Annotated in this window: 14 protein-coding genes; 12 read left to right on the plus strand and 2 right to left on the minus strand. The window is 30.1% G+C overall.

Annotation, left to right across the window (positions count from 1 at the left end; all coding sequences use genetic code 11):
* The 10 genes from B3W71_RS08130 to B3W71_RS08175 all read left to right on the plus strand — a co-directional run bounded on the left by B3W71_RS08130 (nt 1) and on the right by B3W71_RS08175 (nt 10,510).
* Entirely contained in the window at nt 1–1,716 is a 1,716-nt protein-coding gene (locus B3W71_RS08130) for a B12-binding domain-containing radical SAM protein (RefSeq protein ID WP_346888441.1), read from the plus strand.
* Between the two features lie 252 nt (nt 1,717–1,968).
* On the plus strand, nt 1,969–2,295 hold the full coding sequence (locus B3W71_RS08135; protein WP_346888442.1) for an ATPase: 327 nt from the start codon (nt 1,969–1,971) through the stop codon (nt 2,293–2,295).
* Entirely contained in the window at nt 2,282–4,243 is a 1,962-nt protein-coding gene (locus B3W71_RS08140; RefSeq protein WP_346888443.1) for a V-type ATP synthase subunit I, read from the plus strand. The genes B3W71_RS08135 and B3W71_RS08140 overlap by 14 nt, the downstream gene beginning before the upstream one ends.
* 24 nt (nt 4,244–4,267) lie before the next feature.
* Complete coding sequence (locus B3W71_RS08145; protein WP_346888444.1) at nt 4,268–4,741, plus strand: V-type ATP synthase subunit K; 474 nt, start codon at nt 4,268–4,270, stop codon at nt 4,739–4,741.
* A 17-nt stretch (nt 4,742–4,758) separates the two neighbouring features.
* Nucleotides 4,759–5,361, plus strand: a complete 603-nt coding sequence (locus B3W71_RS08150; protein WP_346888445.1) for a V-type ATP synthase subunit E — start codon at nt 4,759–4,761, stop codon at nt 5,359–5,361.
* Nucleotides 5,362–5,376: 15 nt separating this feature from the next.
* Nucleotides 5,377–6,378 (plus strand): V-type ATP synthase subunit C, encoded by a 1,002-nt coding sequence (locus B3W71_RS08155; protein ID WP_346888446.1) that lies wholly within the window; start codon nt 5,377–5,379, stop codon nt 6,376–6,378.
* The gene (locus tag B3W71_RS08160; RefSeq protein WP_414632001.1) at nt 6,371–6,679 is read left to right on the plus strand and encodes a V-type ATP synthase subunit F; all 309 of its coding nucleotides are present in this window, start codon (nt 6,371–6,373) and stop codon (nt 6,677–6,679) included. The genes B3W71_RS08155 and B3W71_RS08160 overlap by 8 nt, the downstream gene beginning before the upstream one ends.
* 17 nt (nt 6,680–6,696) lie before the next feature.
* Nucleotides 6,697–8,472 (plus strand): V-type ATP synthase subunit A, encoded by a 1,776-nt coding sequence (locus tag B3W71_RS08165; protein WP_346888448.1) that lies wholly within the window; start codon nt 6,697–6,699, stop codon nt 8,470–8,472.
* On the plus strand, nt 8,465–9,847 hold the full coding sequence (locus B3W71_RS08170) for a V-type ATP synthase subunit B (protein WP_346888449.1): 1,383 nt from the start codon (nt 8,465–8,467) through the stop codon (nt 9,845–9,847). The genes B3W71_RS08165 and B3W71_RS08170 overlap by 8 nt, the downstream gene beginning before the upstream one ends.
* 3 nt (nt 9,848–9,850) lie before the next feature.
* Nucleotides 9,851–10,510 carry a V-type ATP synthase subunit D gene (locus B3W71_RS08175; protein WP_346888450.1) on the plus strand — a complete coding sequence of 220 codons (660 nt, stop codon included), beginning with the start codon at nt 9,851–9,853 and terminating at the stop codon, nt 10,508–10,510.
* A gap of 102 nt (nt 10,511–10,612) precedes the next feature.
* Here B3W71_RS08175 and B3W71_RS08180 read toward each other — a convergent pair whose 3' ends face one another.
* On the minus strand, nt 10,613–11,503 hold the full coding sequence (locus B3W71_RS08180) for a bifunctional GNAT family N-acetyltransferase/NUDIX hydrolase (protein WP_346888451.1): 891 nt from the start codon (nt 11,501–11,503) through the stop codon (nt 10,613–10,615).
* Nucleotides 11,504–11,798: 295 nt separating this feature from the next.
* On the opposite strand from B3W71_RS08180, the gene B3W71_RS08185 reads away from it, so the two are divergent.
* Nucleotides 11,799–12,566 (plus strand): aminoglycoside adenylyltransferase domain-containing protein, encoded by a 768-nt coding sequence (locus tag B3W71_RS08185; protein WP_346888452.1) that lies wholly within the window; start codon nt 11,799–11,801, stop codon nt 12,564–12,566.
* 273 nt (nt 12,567–12,839) lie between these two features.
* On the plus strand, nt 12,840–13,352 hold the full coding sequence (locus B3W71_RS08190; protein ID WP_414632006.1) for a GNAT family N-acetyltransferase: 513 nt from the start codon (nt 12,840–12,842) through the stop codon (nt 13,350–13,352).
* A 237-nt stretch (nt 13,353–13,589) separates the two neighbouring features.
* On the opposite strand, the gene B3W71_RS08195 is transcribed toward B3W71_RS08190, so the two are convergent.
* Complete coding sequence (locus B3W71_RS08195; protein ID WP_346888454.1) at nt 13,590–14,084, minus strand: metallophosphoesterase; 495 nt, start codon at nt 14,082–14,084, stop codon at nt 13,590–13,592.
* Nucleotides 14,085–14,262: the final 178 nt, after the last annotated feature.

Consider the following 14,262-nt stretch of genomic DNA (forward strand, 5'->3'; position numbering starts at 1 on the left):
ATGAAAGTAGTTTTAGTTGCAGTAAATTCAAAGTATATTCACAGTAATTTAGCGGTAAGATATTTAAAGGCTTATACAAGAGAGTTAAATTACAATTGTCAAACTATGGAGTTTTCTATCAATGATAGGGAAGAAAGAGTAGTTGAAGACATACTATATGAAAAGCCAAGGATAATAGGATTTTCATGCTATATTTGGAATATAGAGTTTGTAAAAAAGGTGGCCACATTAATAAAACTTATTGATAGCAGTATTGAAATTGTATATGGAGGCCCAGAAACATCTTACAATCCAATTGAGTTTCTAAGAGAAAATGTAGGTGAATATCTAATTGAAGGAGAAGGTGAGGAAACTTATAGGGAATTAATTGATTTAAAAATAAATAACGAACTTAATGGAGATACTAACAATTATGAAAATATACAGGGGCTATACTATAAGAATGATGAAGGCATAGTATATGGGGGCAAAAGACCATTGATGAACATTAATAATATAGTGTTTCCTTATGAGGTTGATGATGATCTAAAAAATAAAATTGTATACTATGAAGCTTCAAGGGGGTGTCCTTTTAATTGTAAATACTGCTTATCTTCAACTACTCATGGAGTAAGATTCTTAAATCTTGATAGAGTGCTAAAAGAATTACAGTTTTTTATAAATAAAAATGTTAAATTAGTTAAGTTTGTTGATAGAACATTTAACTGTAATAAAGTTTTTGCCAATACTATATGGAGTTACCTTATTGAAAATGGAAAAGATACATGTTTCCATTTTGAAGTGTCTGCGGATCTATTCAGTAAAGAATCCTTAGATATATTAAGTAAGGCACCTAATGGCATGTTTCAATTTGAAGTAGGAGTTCAAACTACCAATAATGAGATATTAAGAAATATTAATAGAACTATAAAATTTGCAACTATTAAGGAAAAGGTATTAGAATTAAATAAATTAAACAATATTAAACAGCATTTAGATTTAATTGCAGGACTACCTGGTGAAGATTTTAACTCCTTTAGAAAATCTTTTAATGAAGTATATGAAATAAGTCCAGAGGAATTACAATTGGGATTTTTAAAACTTTTAAAGGGATCTGAAATGAGAGAAGAAAGCGAGAAATGGGGTATGGTTTATTCTCCATACCCACCTTATGAAATTTTAAAGACAAAAGATATTAGTTATGATGAGTTAATTATACTAAAGAAAATTGAACATATGGTCGATAAGTATCTAAACAGTGGTAAATTTTATAATATATTAAAGTTCTTTAATGAAAGTAAGAAATTTGTCGATATATTTGAATTCTACTATGAACTATCTAATTTTTTTGATAGTAAAGGTTACTTTAAACGCAGTATATCTTCTATTGACTATTACTATCTCTTTGTTGAATTTAATGACTATATTAAAGGAGAAGATAAGGAATTACTGTTAGACATAATAAGATATGAATACTTTTCATATAATAATACTAAGTGGGTACCTGATTTCCTAAGAACAGATATGTCTAAATCTGAAGAGAGAAGTATAAAAGAGTATGTTATGAATAAAAAATCTATAGATAATATTAATAAAATAAGCGTGTTTAAATTTAATCATGATATACAAAGTTTTATTGAGGATGGTCATGTAAAAAACTTCTTAAATTATATTGCCTTCATAAATAATGATAGTAAGGAAAGAATATTTATACATGAAAATGAACTAAAAGCTTAATAGTATTCAAGTAAATTATTTGTTATTTTTAATGTACAATATATTAATTTTTTATATTAATATATTGTACTATTGAAGAATATATTTAAAATGATATAATGGATGTAAATATATTATCTAAAGCGTTTAGAAAATCTATATTATGAGTTGTATAATACTACTTACGATATTGTGATTACAAAATATAGAAATCATACCTATCGTATAAGTGGTAAATATAAAATAAGTTAATATTTTAAAGGTGGTGATATTTTGGCCCTAGAAGCAATTAATAAAATACAACAAGCAGAAGCTACTGCAAAAGACATACTTGATAAAGCAGTAGAAAATAGTAAACAAATAGTTAGTGATGCTCAAACTAAAGGAAATGAAGAGTACAATGCTATTATTGAAGCTGCTATAGAAAAATCAAAACAAATGAAGGCAGACGCTTTAAATGAAGGCAATGAGAATTCACAACCAGCCATGGCTAAAGGTGAAGCAGAAGTGAAAAATATAGTTAATACTTCTAAAGAAAAAATTGATTTAGCTGTTAATTTAGTAATTGAGAGGATAGTGAAGTTCAATGGCAATAGTTAAAATGAATAAATTTATGCTCTTAGCCTTTGAAAATCAAAAAAAATCTTTGCTTGAGAAACTGCAATCTTTCGAAAATGTACAATTCTTAGATTTAAGTAAAAACGAATCTAGTGAATTAAATCAATTAAAAAGTGATAATGCAAGCAGTGAAATTTCTGAAGTAGAAGGTGAATTATCAAAAGTAAAATTTACTATTGAACTTTTGAGCACATTTAGTGAAAAGCTTAACCCACTAAAAAGTCTAAAGGAAGGGAAAAAGAGCTTTAACTATGATGTGTTAGAGCAAATTACCAATACATCCCATTGGCGAGATGTATATAATGAGCTAAAACAAAAAGATAATAAAATAAACATGAATCATAATTATATAACTAAATTAAAGGCCAACATAGAAGAGTTAAAACCGTGGGAAAACCTGGATACTTCAGTAGAGAGTATAAATAGATTGAAAAAATCAAAGGCTCTATTAGGTGAAATTCCTCAAGGTAATATAGATTCTTTAAGGCTTAAATTAGATGAATCAACTAAAAATTATTATTTTGAAGTTATTAGCAACATGGGTAGAAACAGCTACATACTGATCATAGTTCACAATGACGAAATAGCTGGCATAGAACAATTAGTAAAGTCTTTTAATTTTAGTAAGATTGATGTTCAATGTGATGGAGTACCTAAAGAAGTTATAAAAGAGTATAAAAAAACTATTGAATCAATAAAAGCAGAAAATAATTTTATTCAAGAGAGTATGAAAGAACATGTTAATAAGTTAGAGGAATATAAAATAGTTTATGAATATTACAGTTCTTTATTATTAAGACTAAAAACTACCGAAAATTTCCTGAAAAGTAAAAACATTGTGGCTATAGAAGGATATTATCCTAAAGAATTGCATAATGATTTTGAAAGTACTTTAAAAAATACATTGGGTAATGATTATTACTTAGAAGCAGAAGCTGCTGAAGGTGACGATGTACCCATTAAATTAAAAAATAATAAAGTCTTTGAATCCTTTGAAACCATTACATCCATGTACAGTATACCTAAGTACAAGGAAGTGGATCCGACACCTTTACTAGCACCTTTCTATATATTCTTTTTTGGAATGATGCTATCAGATGCAGGATATGGGTTTCTGATTTTTATAGGAACATTAATTGCACTTACTACCTTTAATTTGGATGATGATATGAGAAAATCAGTAAAGATGTTTTTCTTGTTAAGTATTTCAACTATATTTTGGGGCATAATGTATGGTAGCTATTTTGGAGATTTTATAAAGATACAACCATTATGGATGAAACCTGATAGTAATGTAGGACTATTAATGATTGTATCTGTAGTAATGGGATTAATTCAAATTTATGTAGGACTGGGAATCAAAGCATATATGCAAATAAGAGATAAGGACTACTTTGGAGCTTTTGCAGATGTAGGTTTATGGTATATAACCCTTAGTGGATCAATTATTTGGGCACTAAGTGCTTTTGTAGATTTAGCTTCCATTGGAGTTCCAAATCTAGTAATTAGTATAGCAAAATATGCTGCTATTGCTGGAATGATAGGAATTGTACTTACTAATGGACGTCATGAGAAATCCATTGGTGCTAAACTCGGTCAAGGGTTCTATTCTCTATATGGAATTACATCCTATGTAGGTGATTTAGTTTCTTATACTAGACTTGCAGCTCTAGGACTTGCAACTGGATTTATAGCCTATGCATTTAATATAATGGTAAGTATGGTGTCAACATCATGGGCTACAGTTATATTTGGTATAGCAATCTTTGTAGTTGGTCATGTATTTAATTTATTTATTAATGCCTTAGGTTCATATGTTCATACATCTAGATTGCAATACCTTGAATATTTCGGGAAATTTTATGAAGGTGGAGGCACAGCCTTTGAACCTTTAAAATATAACTCTAAATACTTTAAAATATCAAAATAGAGAAATTAGGAGGAATAAAATATCATGATGGAATTTTTAACACAAAACGGTGGAATAATTATTGCAGCTATAGGAGTTGCTCTTGCAGCAGCATTACCAGGAATAGGATCAGCAAAAGGCGTTGGTATAGTTGGTGAAGCAGCTAGTGGACTTCTAGCAGAAGAACCTGAAAAATTTGGTAAAGTCTTAATCCTTGAACTATTACCAGGTACTCAAGGCTTATATGGATTCGTTATAGCACTTTTAGTATCTTTACAATTATCTCCAGATATGTCTTTTGGTAAAGGGTTCTACTTATTCGCAGCTTGTCTTCCAATAGCTATTGCTGGATGGAAATCAGCTATATCTCAAGCTAAAACAGCAGCTTCAGCAGTTCAAATTCTTGCTAAGAGACCAGAACACAATACAAAAGGTATAATCTTAACTGTAATGGTTGAAACTTATGCACTTTTAGGATTCGTAATGTCTCTTCTACTAGTAACGAGCGGTAACTTTTAATTAAGGAAGTGAATAATATGTCTAACTTAGATAATCTTACTTCTAAAATTATAAAGGATGCAGAAGTAAAAAAAATAGAAATTTTAAATGAGGCTAGTATAAAAGCTGATGAAATAGTTAAAAAGAAAATAGAAGAAGCCAATAAAAAAGCTTCTTCTATTTTAGAAAAAGCTGAAATAGAAAGTAAAACTATAAAAGAAAGAATTATTTCTAAAACAGATTTAGAAGTAAGAAATAAAAAGCTTTTAGCAAAACAACAAGTTATTGAAAAAGTCTTTGAGGAAGCTAAAAAAAGACTTAAATCAATGAATCCAGATGAATTCAATAAATTTGTAAAAAACTCTATAATGTCTTTAAATATTGATGGAGATGAAGAAGTAATTATAAACGTATTAGATAGAGAAAAGCTACATGATAAGTTTTTAGTAGAGTTAAATAAATTATTAATAGCTAATGGAAAATTAGGAAAGTTAAAATTTAACGTTAAAACTCACGAAATAGACGATGGTTTTATCATTAGCAAAAATGGAATTGAAATAAACAATTCTTTTGAAGAACTTGTAAACTCACTGAAATATGAATTAGAGTATGAAGTTGGGAAAATATTGTTTACAGAATAATAAGGAGGTATTTAAATGGACAGAATGGATTTTACCCATGCTGTAGCTCGATTAAGGGTAATGGAAAAAAGACTCCTTGATAAAAATAGAATTGAGAGATTATTAGATAGTGATGGTCCTCAGGAGGTTTTGAAAATTTTACAAGAGACCACCTACGGAGATCTTATTAATAATATAGCTTCAGTTTATGATTATGAAAAAGTCCTTAAAGAAGAGCTAGTAAATCTTTATAGCACTTTATATAAAATATCTCCTATGAAAGAAATTATAGATATTATGAGTATAAAATATGATTATCATAATATCAAAGTTTTATTAAAAGCAAAAGCTTTGAGTAAGGATTTATCTAATATTTTAATACCAATAGGAACTATTCCTTTAGAAACTCTTAAAAGCTCTATATTATCTGATGAGTTAAAATCCTTAGATAAGCATACTGGAGAAATTGTAACTAAGGTAGAAGGGGAGTTTGAGGTTAATTCTGATCCTCAAGTAATTGATACTCTTTTAGATAAATATATGTTTGAAGATATGTTAGAAAAAGCAAAGGCTATAAATGTTGAATATATAACTAGATATATAAATGAATCTATAGATATTACTAACATAAAAACTATGCTTAGAGTTAAAAAGCAAAATAAAGATGGAAGATTTCTTGAAAGTGTATTAATACCTGGTGGAACTATAAATCATAATTTATTTATTGATGGTATGAATGAATCTTTAGAAATCTTTACAAGTAAAATATCTAGAACTCCTTACTCAAAGGTACTTCACGCTATCTTAGAAGAATATATGGCCACAGGTAATATTTCTTCCTTAGATACACTTTATGATAATTATATTATGGACCATGCAAAGGATGCAAAGCGAGTTAACTTCGGACCTGAACCTATCATTGCACACATCATTGCTAAAGAAACTGAAATTAAAATAATTAGAATTATTATGGTAGGAAAGATTAATAAGGTTGCTACTGAAGTTATCAGAGAAAGGTTGCGTGAACTATATGTATAAGATAGGTGTAGTTGGGGATAAAGATTCAATACTAGCATTTAAGGCCTTAGGAATTGATGTTTATCCAGCAGTTGAAGCTGAAGAAGCAAGAAAAATTGTAGATAAAATGGCTTTTGAAAATTATGCTGTAATATTTTTAACTGAGCAATTAGCTCAGCATTTAGATGAAACTATTGAAAGGTATAATAAAAAGCTTATACCTGCAATTATACTTATACCAAGCAATCAAGGTACGCTAAATATTGGTAAACAAAAAATTAGCGATTATGTAGAAAAAGCTGTTGGAGTAAATATCTTATAGAAAGGTAGGTAAAAAACTTGAAGAATGGTACTATTGTTAAAGTTTCAGGTCCATTAGTAGTTGCTAAGGACATGGATAATGCTAATATATTTGACGTTGTAAAAGTTGGTGAAAAGGGACTTATTGGTGAAATCATTGAGATGAGAGGCGATAAAGCTTCCATTCAGGTTTATGAAGAAACTTCTGGTATAGGACCTGGAGATCCAGTAATTACAACAGGAGAACCATTGAGTATAGAACTTGGACCAGGATTAATTGAATCTATGTTTGATGGTATCCAAAGACCACTTAATGCTATGCAGGAAGCTGCAAATTCTCATTTTCTAAAAAAAGGTGTTGCAGTTAAATCATTAAATAGAACAAAAGTATGGGAATTTAATGCTACAGTAAAAGTTGGAGATGTGGTAGAGGCTGGAGATATTATTGGAACAGTGCAAGAAACTGCCGTAGTGCTTCACAAGATAATGGTTCCTTATGGAGTAAAAGGAAAAATTAAAGAAATAAAATCAGGTAACTTTACTATAGTTGAGACTGTATGTATTGTGGGAACTGAAAAAGGTGATAAAGAATTAACACTAATGCAAAAATGGCCAGCTAGAAAAGGTAGACCTTATGCTAGTAAGTTAAAGCCTATAGAGCCAATGGTTACAGGGCAAAGAGTTATAGATACATTTTTCCCAGTAGCTAAAGGTGGAGCAGCTGCAGTACCAGGACCTTTCGGAGCAGGTAAAACAGTAGTTCAACACCAAGTAGCTAAATGGGGGGATACAGAAATTGTTGTTTACGTTGGATGCGGTGAACGTGGTAACGAAATGACAGACGTTCTTAATGAATTCCCAGAATTAAAGGACCCTAAAACTGGTGAAAGCTTAATGAAGAGAACAGTACTTATTGCTAATACTTCAAATATGCCAGTTGCAGCTCGTGAAGCTTGTATCTATACTGGTATAACTATAGCAGAATACTTTAGAGATATGGGATACTCAGTTTCTATAATGGCAGATTCCACTTCAAGATGGGCTGAGGCTCTTAGAGAGATGTCTGGTAGACTTGAAGAGATGCCAGGTGATGAAGGATATCCAGCTTACCTAGGATCAAGACTTGCAGATTACTATGAAAGAGCTGGTAAGGTTATATGCTTAGGAAAAGATGGTAGACAAGGAGCAGTTACTGCCATTGGAGCCGTATCGCCTCCAGGTGGAGACTTATCTGAACCAGTTACTCAATCTACCTTAAGAATAGTTAAAGTATTCTGGGGACTAGATGCCCAGCTAGCATATAAGCGTCACTTCCCATCAATAAACTGGTTAAGTTCATACTCATTATACTTAGATAGTATAGGGCAGTGGATGGATGAAGAAGTAGCATCAGATTGGTCTCAATTAAGAGTTGAAGCTATGACACTACTACAAGAAGAAGCTAGCCTTGATGAAATTGTTAGATTAGTAGGTATAGATGCTTTATCTGAAAAGGATAGATTAAAATTAGAGGTTGCAAAATCTCTTAGAGAAGACTATTTACAACAAAATGCTTTCCATGAAATAGACACCTATGCTTCGCTTAATAAACAACATAAAATGTTAAAACTAATTCTTTTATTTAAAAAGGAAGCTGAACGTGCTTTAGAAGCTGGAGTATATTTAAATAATATACTAAATTTATCAATGAGAGATAAAATTGCAAGAAGTAAATATATTGCTGAGGATAATATTGACACTATCAATAATGTCGCTGATGAGTTAGTATCAGAAATTAATAGATTAATTAGCGAAGGAGGGGTTCTAGATGCTTAAGGAATATAGAACAGTTACAGAAGTTGTAGGACCTTTAATGGTTGTTGAAGGTGTAGAAGGCGTTAAATATGATGAATTAGTTGAAATAGAGTTACAAACTGGAGAAAAGAGAAGAGGTAAAGTTTTAGAAGTTAATGGCTCTAAAGCAATGGTTCAACTTTTCGAAGGTTCAACTGGTATAAACCTAAAGAGAACTAAGGCTAAATTTCTTGGAAGACCTCTAGAACTTGGAGTATCAGAAGATATGTTAGGAAGAATATTTGATGGTATGGGAAATCCAAATGATGGTGGTCCTAGTATAATAGCTGAAAAGAGAGTAGATATAAATGGTGAGCCTATTAACCCAGTATCAAGAGATTATCCATCTGAGTTTATTCAAACTGGAATATCTGCTATAGATGGACTTAATACATTAGTAAGAGGTCAAAAACTACCTGTATTTTCAGGATCAGGACTTCCTCATGCACAATTAGCTGCTCAAATAGCACGTCAAGCTCAGGTTTTAAATTCTGACTCTAAATTTGCTGTTGTATTTGCAGCTATAGGTATAACTTTCGAGGAAGCTCAATTCTTCGTAGATGAATTTAAGAAGACCGGTGCTATAGATAAGTCTGTACTATTTATGAATTTAGCCTCAGACCCAGCTATAGAAAGAATAGCTACTCCAAGAATGGCTTTAACTACAGCTGAGTATTTAGCTTATGAAAAGGGAATGCACGTACTTGTTATAATGACTGATATAACAAACTATGCAGAAGCCCTAAGAGAAGTATCAGCTGCTAGAAAAGAAGTTCCAGGTAGACGTGGATATCCAGGATATCTTTACACTGACCTATCTACTCTTTATGAAAGAGCTGGAAGATTAAAAGGTAAGGAAGGATCGATAACTCAAATACCTATCCTTACAATGCCAGAAGATGATAAAACTCATCCTATTCCAGACTTAACAGGATATATAACTGAGGGACAAATTATTCTATCTAGGGAGCTATATCAAAAGGGTATAATGCCTCCAATAGATGTATTGCCTTCACTATCAAGACTTAAAGACAAAGGAATAGGTAGAGGTAAGACTAGAGAAGATCACGCAGATACTATGAACCAATTATTTTCAGCATATGCACAAGGTAAGCAAGCAAAAGAATTATCAGCAATTCTAGGTGAATCTGCTCTTTCAGATGCAGATAAGAAATATGCTAAGTTTGCTGAGGCTTTTGAAAATGAGTACGTTTCACAAGGCTTCAATGCAAATAGAAGCATAGAAGAAACTTTATCTCTTGGATGGAAGCTTCTAACCATACTTCCTACTACAGAGCTTAAGAGAATTAGAGATGAATACCTTGAAAAGTATATGCCTAAGGGAGATGAGGCATAGCATATGGCAAGATTAAATGTCAATCCTACTAGAATGGAGCTATCAAAGTTAAAGAAAAGGCTAACTACAGCAACTAGAGGGCATAAACTTCTTAAAGATAAACAAGATGAATTAATGAGAAGGTTCATAGATCTAATAAAATACAACAATAAGCTACGTGGTGAAGTTGAAGAGAAACTTCAAGGTGCCTTTAAGGATTTTCTTATGGCATCAGCAGCTATATCACCTGAGTTCTTGGAAGAAGCTATTTCTTATCCTAAGGAAAGTATATCTTTAGAGCTAGCAGAAAAAAACATAATGAGCGTAAATGTACCTGTGATGAACTTTGTACGTAAGCTAGAAGGAGATTCAGGTAGTATATATCCTTATGGATTTTATAGTACTTCCTCAGAACTTGATAACTCAATAGAGCAGCTTTATTTAATTCTTCCTAAACTTCTAGAACTTGCAGAAGTAGAAAAGTCTTGTCAGCTTATGGCCGATGAGATTGAGAAGACAAGAAGAAGAGTAAATGCTCTAGAATACATGACAATTCCACAGCTTCAAGAAACAATTAAGTATATTAAAATGAAGCTAGATGAAAATGAAAGAGGTGCTTTAAGCCGTCTAATGAAGGTTAAAGACATGATGGAAAAAGCACAGGCTGCAGCTGAAAATAGTTAAAGGCTAGAAAGGTAACCTAACCAATAAGGTTACCTTTCTAGCCTTTCTAGCCTTTCTAATTATTTAGAATTTCTAAGAATTTTATTTCCTCATATAAGAATATTAATCAACTCCATTTATTGAATTATTTAAAAACTTATTTGCTTCATGAAGAATTCCTCGCCCATTATCAAAGGTTAATAAACTTTGTGCTTCTTCATAATTACACCATCTGTAATCTTCAATTTCTTCTGCTTGAATTTGAGTTAAACTATCATTATCAGCTTCTCCTAAAAATAACACTACTTCTTTTCTAGCTATATCATTAATAATATAGCGATCTATAGTTCTAAATCCATTAACTAGTTTAACTTTAAGTCCACATTCTTCAAAAACTTCTCTTAATGCTGTTTCCTCTTCAGTTTCTGAATATTCCATATGACCTTTTGGGAATCCCCAATAACCATCTACACCAATGCTTTTTAGTAGTAAATACTTAATTTCTTTATTTACACTCCTATATACTATTCCTCCACAGGATTTCTCATGAACCATATCATCATATAAAGGTAAAGCATACAATACCTCGCCATCAATAAATCTTCCAGTGTTTTTAAATCCTATTTTTTCATAAAGCCTTTTCCCTATCACATTTTTTTCATCTATTGATAAATAAATATCTTTACATCCTTCAATTTTCTTCATTTCTTCAATAATAATTTGTAATGCTTCTTTCCCATAACCCTTGCCTTGGTATCTATAATCAATCATAAATCTACATAACTCATAAAATTTAGTTTTCTGGCAGTAACCATACATGGTAAATCCAATAATCTCATCATTATTACATATACCTTTAATAATCCAACCTTCTTCTATCTTTGATTGGGCTATAGATAGCGCATTAGAGGCAATAAATTCTTCAAAAATACTATGATTACCATCTTTATTAGTAGTTAGCATAATTATGTTTAACCAATTCTCTCCATCAATATCTTTTAAATAAATACTCATAATTAGATCTCCTTAATTAAATTTTCTATTTCCCTCATAGGTTTCACTTCTATAAAATCTCTATGTCCAGTAGTAATGGGAGTATTCTTTCTATTATAATTCTAGCACTGTGTCTCTTAAGTCAAACATATAAATATTATACACTAATTTGAATATTATGGTTTGAATTTTATGAATTATCCCTATATAAATGTTATAATATAACTACTATTTAAAGTCCATTCAATAAATAAAATTTAAGATTAAGGAGAAGCATTAATGAAAAATATGAATTACAGGAAAGAGGTGATATAAAATGATGAATGTAACAGCAATATTAGAAAATATAGTAAATAGTTATAAGAATATCTTAAATAATAATCTTATAGGCATATACCTTCACGGTTCTTTAGTTATGAATTGTTTTAACCCTGATATAAGTGATATAGATTTTTTAGTTATAGTAAGAGAGCCTTTAGACGTAAGCAACAAAAGAAAACTAATAGATATTTTATTAGAGATATCTAAAGATGGACCAGGAAAAGGTTTTGAGATGAGTGTAATTTTAGAAAAAGATGCAAAAAACTTTAGATATCCAACACCATACATACTTCACTATTCTAATTTACATAAAGCAAATTATGAATCTGATTATAACTATTTGTGTGAAGATGGAGAAGACTCTGATTTGGCTGCGCATATCACAGTGATAATGGCTAGAGGCATTTGTATATATGGGAAACCCAGAGAAGAAGTATTTTCCCCTATACCAAGAAATTACTACTTAAAATCAGTTTATAATGACATAGAAGATTCAAGAAAAGAAATAATATTTTCTCCAGTATATAAAACTCTTAATCTTTGCAGAGTTTTATATTATCTTAAAGAAGGATATATTTCTTCAAAAAAAGAAGGTGGACAATGGGCATGTTCTAATCTTCCAAAGGAGTATATAAACACTGTTGAAGAAGCTTTAAATTGTTATGAGAAGGGAATAGGGGGTAATTTTGATAAAAAGGATATGGTAAGCTTTGCTGATTTCATGATGAAAAGTATAGATAATTGCCTAAATAGTGAGTTGTAATTATGGATTATGCAAATAGTGCTAAAGTTATATAAAGAAGATGAAGACATAATCTATATAGATTATGTTAAATTTATTCTCCAAAATATAGACAAGTTAATTATGGAAAAAGTAAGAATTTCTTTATACTAGTGGACATTATTGCTATGAAGAAGTGCTATTTAAAGGCTTAAAAGATAAATATGATATATTTAATTATTTGAAAATTACGAAGTTAAATTGTAAGATTAATTTTTAACAAATATATAATTGATGTAAGGAGTGATAGAATTGTTGAAATTAGTTAAGCCTAAACTATCTATGGAAAAAGAATATATGGAATATATTACTGAGTGGGAAGCTACTGGAGAAAAGATTGTTCCTAGTGCATCTCAACAAGATGATAAAAACTATAAAGATTTGATATCTACTTGGAAAGAGTATGAATCAGAAAATATGTATGAAAGGGAGAGAGTTCCTTCTTCTATGTATTTTCTAGTAGATGATGATAATAAAATTTATGGTGCTATAGATATTAGACATGAGTTAAATGACTACTTATTGAAGTATGGGGGACATATAGGATATGGTATAAGACCTTCTGAGCGTAGAAAGAGCCATGCCTCAAAAATGCTATCTTTAGCACTACCTATAGCAAAAGAATTAGGTATAAATAAGGCATTAATTACTTGTGATAAAAATAATATAGGTTCTGCTAAGACTATTATAAATAATGGTGGAATTCTAGAAAATGAAGTTACAAATGAAAATGAAATAACTCAAAGATATTGGATAGAACTTAAGTAGGTTAATTACTTCAAGGTATTATATTTAAATTTGACAATAGGTAATATCATATTTATAACTCATACCTTATATGGCACATTAAATATTTAATTAATAGTATTAATATATTTATTTACTATCATATTAAAATCAAGGCATGGGAGTCAAATCATGACCTCCATGCCTTTAAAGTAATTATCATAGAAAGCTATTTACAGAAATAATTTCACACTTTCTCTTCAAAAGAGGGCTTTTATTTTATAATTCTATATTTTTTAATTCAGCAGTAGCTATAACTCCCTCATCACTAATTTCTATAAAGCCTATATATTTTCCTTTAGCCCAAGGTGATGGCTTAGGAATACTACCTGGATTCATGAATACTATATTTCTATATTCCTCTCTCAGTGGTATATGAGTATGTCCAAAGAGTACCACGTCAGCACCAATACTTTCTGCTTTTATAGCTATACTATTCATAGTATTCTTCACATTATATAAGTCTCCATGAGTAAAGAAAATTTTTACTCCATTAATATTAATAACATTTTCTTTAGGATATATATTAGAAAAATCGCAATTTCCAGCTACTGCGTGTATTTTACCCTTAAAGCTTTTTTCAATTAATTTTATATCTTCTACACAATCACCTAAATGGATAACTATATCTATTTCAAGATTATTTATGTATTTTGTAACTACTTCTATAGCTCTTTCATTATGGTGAGTATCTCCAATAAAAGCAATTTTCATATTATCCCTCCAATAATCTAATATTATATAGATTATTATATCATCTATAAATACATAATAAAATTTTATTAGTTAATTATTAATATAACCTGTTTGCGTTAGCTAAAAATACTACACTGCTCAATGCTCCATGTTTTATCTAGAATTCTAGAAATAAATATCCTAAAATTTTCATGGA

The sequence above is a fragment of the Clostridium sp. UBA1056 genome, from assembly GCA_002316385.1.
GTDB lineage: Bacteria > Bacillota > Clostridia > Clostridiales > Clostridiaceae > Clostridium_J.

Coding starts and splice junctions, on each gene's coding strand:
- B3W71_RS08130 (WP_346888441.1), top strand. CDS start 1: ATGAAAGTAGTTTTAGTTGCAGTAAATTCAAAGTATATTCACAGTAAT.
- B3W71_RS08140 (WP_346888443.1), top strand. CDS start 2,282: ATGGCAATAGTTAAAATGAATAAATTTATGCTCTTAGCCTTTGAAAAT.
- B3W71_RS08145 (WP_346888444.1), top strand. CDS start 4,268: ATGATGGAATTTTTAACACAAAACGGTGGAATAATTATTGCAGCTATA.
- B3W71_RS08150 (WP_346888445.1), top strand. CDS start 4,759: ATGTCTAACTTAGATAATCTTACTTCTAAAATTATAAAGGATGCAGAA.
- B3W71_RS08155 (WP_346888446.1), top strand. CDS start 5,377: ATGGACAGAATGGATTTTACCCATGCTGTAGCTCGATTAAGGGTAATG.
- B3W71_RS08160 (WP_414632001.1), top strand. CDS start 6,371: ATGTATAAGATAGGTGTAGTTGGGGATAAAGATTCAATACTAGCATTT.
- B3W71_RS08170 (WP_346888449.1), top strand. CDS start 8,465: ATGCTTAAGGAATATAGAACAGTTACAGAAGTTGTAGGACCTTTAATG.
- B3W71_RS08175 (WP_346888450.1), top strand. CDS start 9,851: ATGGCAAGATTAAATGTCAATCCTACTAGAATGGAGCTATCAAAGTTA.
- B3W71_RS08180 (WP_346888451.1), bottom strand. CDS start 11,503: ATGAGTATTTATTTAAAAGATATTGATGGAGAGAATTGGTTAAACATA.
- B3W71_RS08185 (WP_346888452.1), top strand. CDS start 11,799: ATGATGAATGTAACAGCAATATTAGAAAATATAGTAAATAGTTATAAG.
- B3W71_RS08195 (WP_346888454.1), bottom strand. CDS start 14,084: ATGAAAATTGCTTTTATTGGAGATACTCACCATAATGAAAGAGCTATA.